The 7,185-nt window shown below is 70.0% G+C and carries 3 protein-coding genes; 1 reads left to right on the forward strand and 2 read right to left on the reverse strand.

Going from position 1 to position 7,185, the window contains the following annotated elements; all coding sequences use genetic code 11:
* On the forward strand, nt 1-3,429 hold a 3,429-nt coding region (locus ACVNF4_RS29745; protein ID WP_461805982.1), incomplete at its 5' end, for a multifunctional oxoglutarate decarboxylase/oxoglutarate dehydrogenase thiamine pyrophosphate-binding subunit/dihydrolipoyllysine-residue succinyltransferase subunit.
* Between the two features lie 58 nt (nt 3,430-3,487).
* Here the strand turns inward: ACVNF4_RS29745 and fxsT are convergent.
* Together fxsT and ACVNF4_RS29755 are read right to left on the reverse strand one after the other, a co-directional pair.
* Nucleotides 3,488-6,490 (reverse strand): FxSxx-COOH system tetratricopeptide repeat protein, encoded by a 3,003-nt coding sequence (fxsT, locus tag ACVNF4_RS29750; protein WP_461805983.1) that lies wholly within the window; start codon nt 6,488-6,490, stop codon nt 3,488-3,490.
* A gap of 155 nt (nt 6,491-6,645) precedes the next feature.
* Nucleotides 6,646-7,185, reverse strand: a 540-nt coding sequence (locus tag ACVNF4_RS29755) for an aKG-HExxH-type peptide beta-hydroxylase (RefSeq protein ID WP_461805984.1), incomplete at its 5' end; no start/stop codon positions are given.

Raw genomic sequence — 7,185 nt, forward strand, 5'->3', positions numbered from 1 at the left:
CCCAAGCCGAAGGCCGCCGCCGTGACGACCCCCGCCGCCTCGCCCGCGAAGGAGGCCCCCGAGGGCCCCGAGCTCGTGACCCTGCGCGGTCCGGCCGCCGCCGTCGCGAAGAACATGAACGCCTCCATCGAGGTCCCCACGGCGACGTCCGTGCGCGCGGTCCCGGTGAAGCTGCTCTTCGACAACCGCATCGTCATCAACAACCACCTCAAGCGCGCCCGGGGCGGGAAGATCTCCTTCACGCACCTCATCGGGTACGCGATGGTGCAGGCCATCAAGGCGATGCCGGCGATGAACTACTCCTTCGCGGAGAAGGACGGCAAGCCGACGCTGGTCAAGCCGGCGCACGTCAACTTCGGTCTCGCGATCGACCTGGTGAAGCCCAACGGCGACCGCCAGCTCGTCGTCGCCGGCATCAAGAAGGCCGAGACGCTCGGCTTCTTCGAGTTCTGGCAGGCGTACGAGGACATCGTCCGCCGCGCCCGCGACGGCAAGCTGACGATGGACGACTTCACCGGCGTCACCGTCTCCCTGACCAACCCCGGCGGCCTCGGCACCGTCCACTCCGTGCCGCGTCTGATGCCCGGCCAGTCCGTGATCATGGGCGTCGGCTCGATGGACTACCCGGCGGAGTTCCAGGGCACCTCGCAGGACACCCTGAACAAGCTCGGCATCTCCAAGGTCATGACGCTCACGTCGACCTACGACCACCGGGTCATCCAGGGCGCCGCGTCCGGCGAGTTCCTCCGGATCGTCGCGAACCTCCTGCTCGGCGAGAGCGGTTTCTACGACGACGTCTTCAAATCGCTGCGGATCCCCTACGAGCCGATCCGCTGGCTCAAGGACATCGACGCCTCGCACGACAACGACGTGACGAAGGCCGCCCGCGTCTTCGAGCTGATCCACTCCTACCGGGTGCGCGGTCACGTGATGGCCGACACCGACCCGCTGGAGTACCAGCAGCGCAAGCACCCCGACCTGGACATCACCGAGCACGGCCTCACCCTGTGGGACCTGGAGCGGGAGTTCGCGGTCGGCGGGTTCGCCGGCAAGTCCCTGATGAAGCTGCGCGAGATCCTCGGTGTGCTGCGCGACTCGTACTGCCGCACCACCGGCGTCGAGTTCATGCACATCCAGGACCCGAAGCAGCGCAAGTGGATCCAGGACCGCATCGAGCGCCCGCACTCCAAGCCGGAGCGCGAGGAGCAGCTGCGGATCCTGCGCCGCCTGAACGCGGCGGAAGCCTTCGAGACGTTCCTCCAGACCAAGTACGTCGGCCAGAAGCGGTTCTCCCTGGAGGGCGGCGAGTCCGTCATCCCGCTGCTCGACGCGGTCATCGACTCCGCCGCCGAGTCCCGCCTCGACGAGGTCGTCATCGGCATGGCCCACCGCGGCCGGCTCAACGTCCTCGCGAACATCGTCGGCAAGTCCTACGCGCAGATCTTCCGCGAGTTCGAGGGCAACCTCGACCCGAAGTCGATGCACGGCTCCGGCGACGTCAAGTACCACCTGGGCGCGCAGGGTACGTTCACCGGTCTGGACGGCGAGGAGATCACCGTCAGCCTGGTCGCGAACCCCTCGCACCTGGAGGCCGTCGACCCGATCGTCGAGGGTGTCTCGCGCGCCAAGCAGGACATCATCAACAAGGGCGGCACGGACTTCACGGTCCTGCCCGTCGCGATCCACGGCGACGCGGCCTTCGCCGGCCAGGGCGTGGTGGCCGAGACCCTGAACATGTCGCAGCTGCGCGGCTACCGCACCGGCGGCACGGTCCACATCGTCATCAACAACCAGGTCGGCTTCACGGCGGCTCCCGAGTCGTCCCGCTCCTCCATGTACGCCACCGACGTGGCCCGCATGATCGAGGCGCCGATCTTCCACGTCAACGGCGACGACCCCGAGGCCGTCGTCCGGGTCGCGCGGCTCGCGTTCGAGTTCCGGCAGGCGTTCAACAAGGACGTCGTGATCGACCTGCTGTGCTACCGCCGCCGCGGTCACAACGAGTCGGACAACCCGGCGTTCACGCAGCCGCTGATGTACGACCTGATCGACAAGAAGCGCTCGGTGCGCAAGCTGTACACCGAGTCCCTGATCGGGCGCGGCGACATCACGCTGGAAGAGGCCGAGCAGGCGCTCCAGGACTACCAGGGCCAGCTGGAGAAGGTGTTCACGGAGGTCCGTGAGGCCACCGCGCTGACGCCCGCCACCGGTGCCCCGGAGGCGCAGGACGGGTTCCCGGTCGCCACGGCCACCGCGATCTCCTCCGAGGCGGTCAAGCGGATCGCCGAGTCCCAGGTCAACATCCCGGACCACATCACGGCCCACCCGCGCCTGCTGCCGCAGCTCCAGCGCCGGGCGGCCATGGTCGAGGACGGGACGATCGACTGGGGCATGGGCGAGACCCTCGCGATCGGCTCGCTGCTCCTTGAGGGCGTGCCGGTGCGGCTCGCCGGGCAGGACTCCCAGCGCGGTACGTTCGGCCAGCGGCACGCGGTCATCATCGACCGGGAGACCGCCGAGGAGTTCACGCCGCTGAACTACCTCTCGGAGGACCAGGCCCGCCTGAACGTCTACAACTCGCTGCTCTCCGAGTACGCGGCCATGGGCTTCGAGTACGGCTACTCGCTGGCCCGCCCGGACGCGCTCGTCATGTGGGAGGCGCAGTTCGGTGACTTCGTCAACGGCGCGCAGACCGTCGTCGACGAGTTCATCTCCTCCGCCGAGCAGAAGTGGTCGCAGACGTCCGGTGTGACGCTGCTGCTGCCGCACGGCTACGAGGGCCAGGGCCCGGACCACTCGTCCGCGCGCCCGGAGCGGTTCCTCCAGATGTGCGCGCAGAACAACATGACGGTCGCCATGCCGACGCTGCCGTCGAACTACTTCCACCTGCTGCGCTGGCAGGTCCACAACCCGCACCACAAGCCGCTGATCGTCTTCACGCCGAAGTCGATGCTGCGTCTGAAGGCGGCGGCGTCGAAGGCGGAGGAGTTCACGAGCGGGCAGTTCCGCCCGGTCATCGGCGACGCCTCGGTCGACCCGAACGCGGTGCGCAAGGTCGTCTTCACCGCGGGCAAGGTCTACTACGACCTCGACGCCGAGCGGCAGAAGCGCGGGATCACGGACACGGCGATCATCCGGATCGAGCGGCTGTACCCGCTGGCGGGTGCGGAGCTCCAGGCGGAGATCGCCAAGTACCCGAACGCGGAGAAATACCTGTGGGCGCAGGAGGAGCCGGCGAACCAGGGTGCCTGGCCGTTCATCGCGCTCAACCTGATCGACCACCTGGACCTGGCGGTCGGCGCGGACGTCCCGCACGGCGAGCGGCTGCGGCGGATCTCGCGCCCGCACAGCTCGTCCCCGGCCGTCGGTTCCGCGAAGCGGCACCAGGCGGAGCAGGAGCAGTTGGTGCGTGAGGTGTTCGAGGCGTAATCCGTCATCGGCACGATGAAGAAGCCCGGCCCTGAAGGGGGCCGGGCTTCTTCGTCTCTCAGGTGAGCAGCGGCTCGAAGTCCCAGTACGGCCGGACCCGCGACCGCGCCGAGATGGTGTGCGGATGCTGGCGTCCGAGGGTCTCCTCGAAGTCGGTCAGGGCCTCCTGCTCGACCTTCTCGGCCTGCCTGCGGTCGCGGAGGTTGCGGAGGTCGGCGGCGTGGGCGATGCGGGTGGAGAGGGTCAGGGGGTGGGTGCGGCCGAGGAACTCGGTGGCATTGGTGACGGTGGCCCGGCTGAGCCGCTCCGCCGCCTCGGGGTCGCCGATCAGGTTGCGCAGGGCGGCGGCGTTCAGGGCGACGCCCAGCGTCCAGGGGTGGCGGGCGCCGAGGACGTCGGTCATGTCGCTGAGGGCCTGTTCGAGGATGGCGTGGGCGTGGTCGCGTTCGCCGACGTTGCGCAGGATGAGGGCCTGGTTGGCGCGGGCGCCCACGAGGAAGGGGTGATCGTCGACGAAGGCGTGCTCGTACCGGGCGAGGATGAACTCGCTGAGCTCCCGGGCCTGGTCGATGTCGCCGTGCTCACGGATGAAGCAGCTCTGCGCCGCCGCGAAGACCAGGGCCGTCGGGGAGTCGCCGTGGACCCGCTCCCCGCGTTCGAGGACGCTCGCGAACAGCGGGCCGGCGGCGTCCCGGTTGCCTGACCGGTAGAGGCACAGGGCGTAGTTGTGTTCGGCGTACAGGGTCTGTGGATTGTCGGCGCCCATGACGATCCGGCTCTCCTCGACGTTGCGCGCCTGCACGGACTCCGCCTCGGCGTAGCGCCCGAGGAGGCGCAGGTCGACCGCGTACGACGTCTCGTTCAGCAGCGTCCAGGGGTGGCGGGCGCGCAGCAGGTTGCGCCGGGCCTCCCAGGCCTTGCGGTCGGTGACGAGGGCGTCCTCGTACCGGCCGAGGAGCCGCATCGACACGGCGAGGTTCTGCAGGGAGTTGAGTGTGCGTGAGTCCTGGTCGCCGAGTTGTTCGCGGTAGGCGACGAGGACCCACTGGGAGAGTTCCAGCGCCTCCGCGTAGCGGGCGAGGCCGCGCAGGTCGCCGCCGAGTCCGTTGGCGGCCCTGAGGTGTTCGAGGTCCTGCGGGCCGCGCCGCTCGCGCAGGTAGTCGGCCGCGGACCGGTTGAGCTGCTCGCTGGCCGCGTAGTCACCTGCCACCCGCAGCAGGTTGGAGTAGTGGTAGGCCAGGTCCCAGACGCGCGGGTGGTCCTCGCCGAGGAGTCCGCGCCACGCCCTCAGCGCCCGCCGTCCGAGTTTGGTGCCGGCCCGGTACTCGCCGGAGAGGTACATGTAGCGCAGGCAGTTGAGGACCATCTGCTGTACTTCGGTGCTGCGGCTGTGCAGGACGTCCGCGTACTTGAGGTGCGGCACGATCTCCGCGTACGACGGCCACATGCGGGTGTCGGTGGGCCGGCGCGGATCGGCGGCGGCGAGGGCGCTGCGCACCACGTCGACGAACTCGGAGCGGTCCGGCTCGGGCATGTCCTTATGGACGATCTGGTGGACCATGCGGTGCAGGTAGAGGGAGTCCCCGGAGGCGGCCTCGTCGAGGCTGGCCTCGTGGGACTCCAGGCGGACGACGGAGTACTGGCGGAGCTGGTTGATCGCCTTGTTCCACAGCAGCGGGTCGTTGACCAGTCCGGCGACCTGCTCGGGGAGTTCGTCGCCGGGCAGGTCGCGCAGGAGCCGTACGGGGATGAAGCCGGGCGCGAAGAACGTGCACAGCCGCAGCAGGTCGACGGATTCGGGGACGGTCTCGCGGAGTTTGTTCAGCAGGATCGACCAGGCGGTCTGGAAGGCGACGGGGAAGTCCGCGGAGACCTTGACGACGTCGGAGTCGATGCCGCCCTCCAGCAGGGCGATGTAGTCGCGGACGGAGAGGTCGGAGTCGTTGAGCCAGCCCGCTGTCTGGTCGAGGAGCAGCGGGAGGTCCTCCAGCGCCTCGGCGAGCTGGTCGGCCTCGGTCTCGGTGAGGCGGGGGGCGCGGCGGCGGACGAAGGCGACGGACTCGTCGCGCGCGTAGACGGGGATCTCCAGGAGCCGGCTGTTGTGCTCGGACCACTCGGGGTTGCGGGAGGTGATCAGCACGTGGCCGGGGCCGGTCGGTACGAGGTCCCAGATCTGCTCGGGTTCGTCGGCGCCGTCGAGGACGAGCAGCCAGCGGGAGTAGGGCTCGCCCCGGCGCAGCGCGTCCCGTACGGCGCGCAGCCGTTCGCCGTACTCCTGGCCGGTCTGGAGCCCGAGTTTCGGGGCGAGTTCGGCGAGGAAGCGCCGGTAGGTGACGCGTTTCTCGGCGTTGACCCACCAGACGACGTCGTACTCGGAGCCGAAGCGGTAGATGTACTCGGTGCCGAGCTGGGTCTTGCCGACGCCGGACATGCCGTAGAGGGTGATGACGCCTGCGCCGGGTTCGGCGCTCTGGAAGACGTGGTGGATGTCGTTGAGGAGGGGCTCGCGGCCGGTGAAGCGGGTGTTGCGGCGCGGGACCCCGCCCCACACCTCGGGCATGGAGGCGGGGAAGCGCGGTCCGCGCCGGCCGTCGACGCCGTTCGCGTGCGGGTCGTAGGGCAGGTCGAGGCGGTCGAAGAGGCGGCGTTCGGCCTCGTCGGCGCCGAGGTTGGTGAGGTTCGCCGGGGACAGCGAGCCGACGGCCTGCGGGAGGGAGGCGTTGGTGACGGAGACCGCGGCGAAGCGGGTCGGGTCGGGGGCGACGACCTCGCGCAGCGCGGCGTTCCACTCCTCGTGGCTGCGCGGGCCGAGCTGGAAGTACCACTCGCTGACGAGGATCAGGACGCGGCCCTCGGAGAGCATGAGGTCGCGCAGGAGCTGGGTGAGGGGCACCTCGGGCGGGGCGTCCCAGCGGAGGTAGACGACCCGGACGCCGTTGCGTTCGAGGCGGTCGCCCATCCAGGCGGCCCAGGCCCGGTTGAAGCCCGCGAAGCTGATCGTGACGGTCGGCCGTGCGGTCCCCCTCTCGGCGGACCTGACCGGTGTGCGGGCTCCAGACAAGGCGGCCTCCAACGCGTCGTTCCGGAAAAAAAGCGTAGAACCTCGGCGCCCCGCCCGTAAGAGCCCGGAGACCGGGGAGCGGGCGTCCAGGTATGCGGATCTTCGCTCAGCGGGTGGTGCCCGCGCAGACGTTTCGTCACTCGTGCACCGTCCCCTCACCCGTTCCGCTGGGTCCACAGGGTGCGGACGGCGTGCACGTACGCCTGGGCGCGCGCCTGTTGTCCGCGGGGTGCGGGGTGCTCGCGCATGCGTTCCCAGGTGGCGGCCATCGCGTCGACGAACAGCCGGCCGCGGACGGTGAGATGGGGTGAGCCGACGAGGGCGGGCAGGGTGGCGCCGACCATGGCGTGGCAGCGGGAGTGCTCGGTCCAGGCGCTCTCGGCGTGCGCGGGGTCGGTGAGGGCGAGGCGCTGGTGGTAGTCGGCGATCGCGAGGTGCGAGTAGGCGCCCTGGAGGAGGCCGTCGAAGGGGCGGGGGTCCTGGCGCCAGGGTGCGAAGTACCGGCGTTCCTCGGGGTCGGCCCGATGGATCGTCAGGAGCGCGGAGAGCGCGGAGAGTTTGGCGTGGTGGAGTTCGTGGACGAGGGTCGAGGCGAACGACACCGGGTCCGGGGGCAGGCTGGACAGGAGCGCGCCGAACGCCTCGCGCCGGGTCGCGCTGCACGCGCCGTGGCCCGCGGGGACGCCGGGCGGCCG

Source organism: Streptomyces sp. S6, from assembly GCF_054880855.1.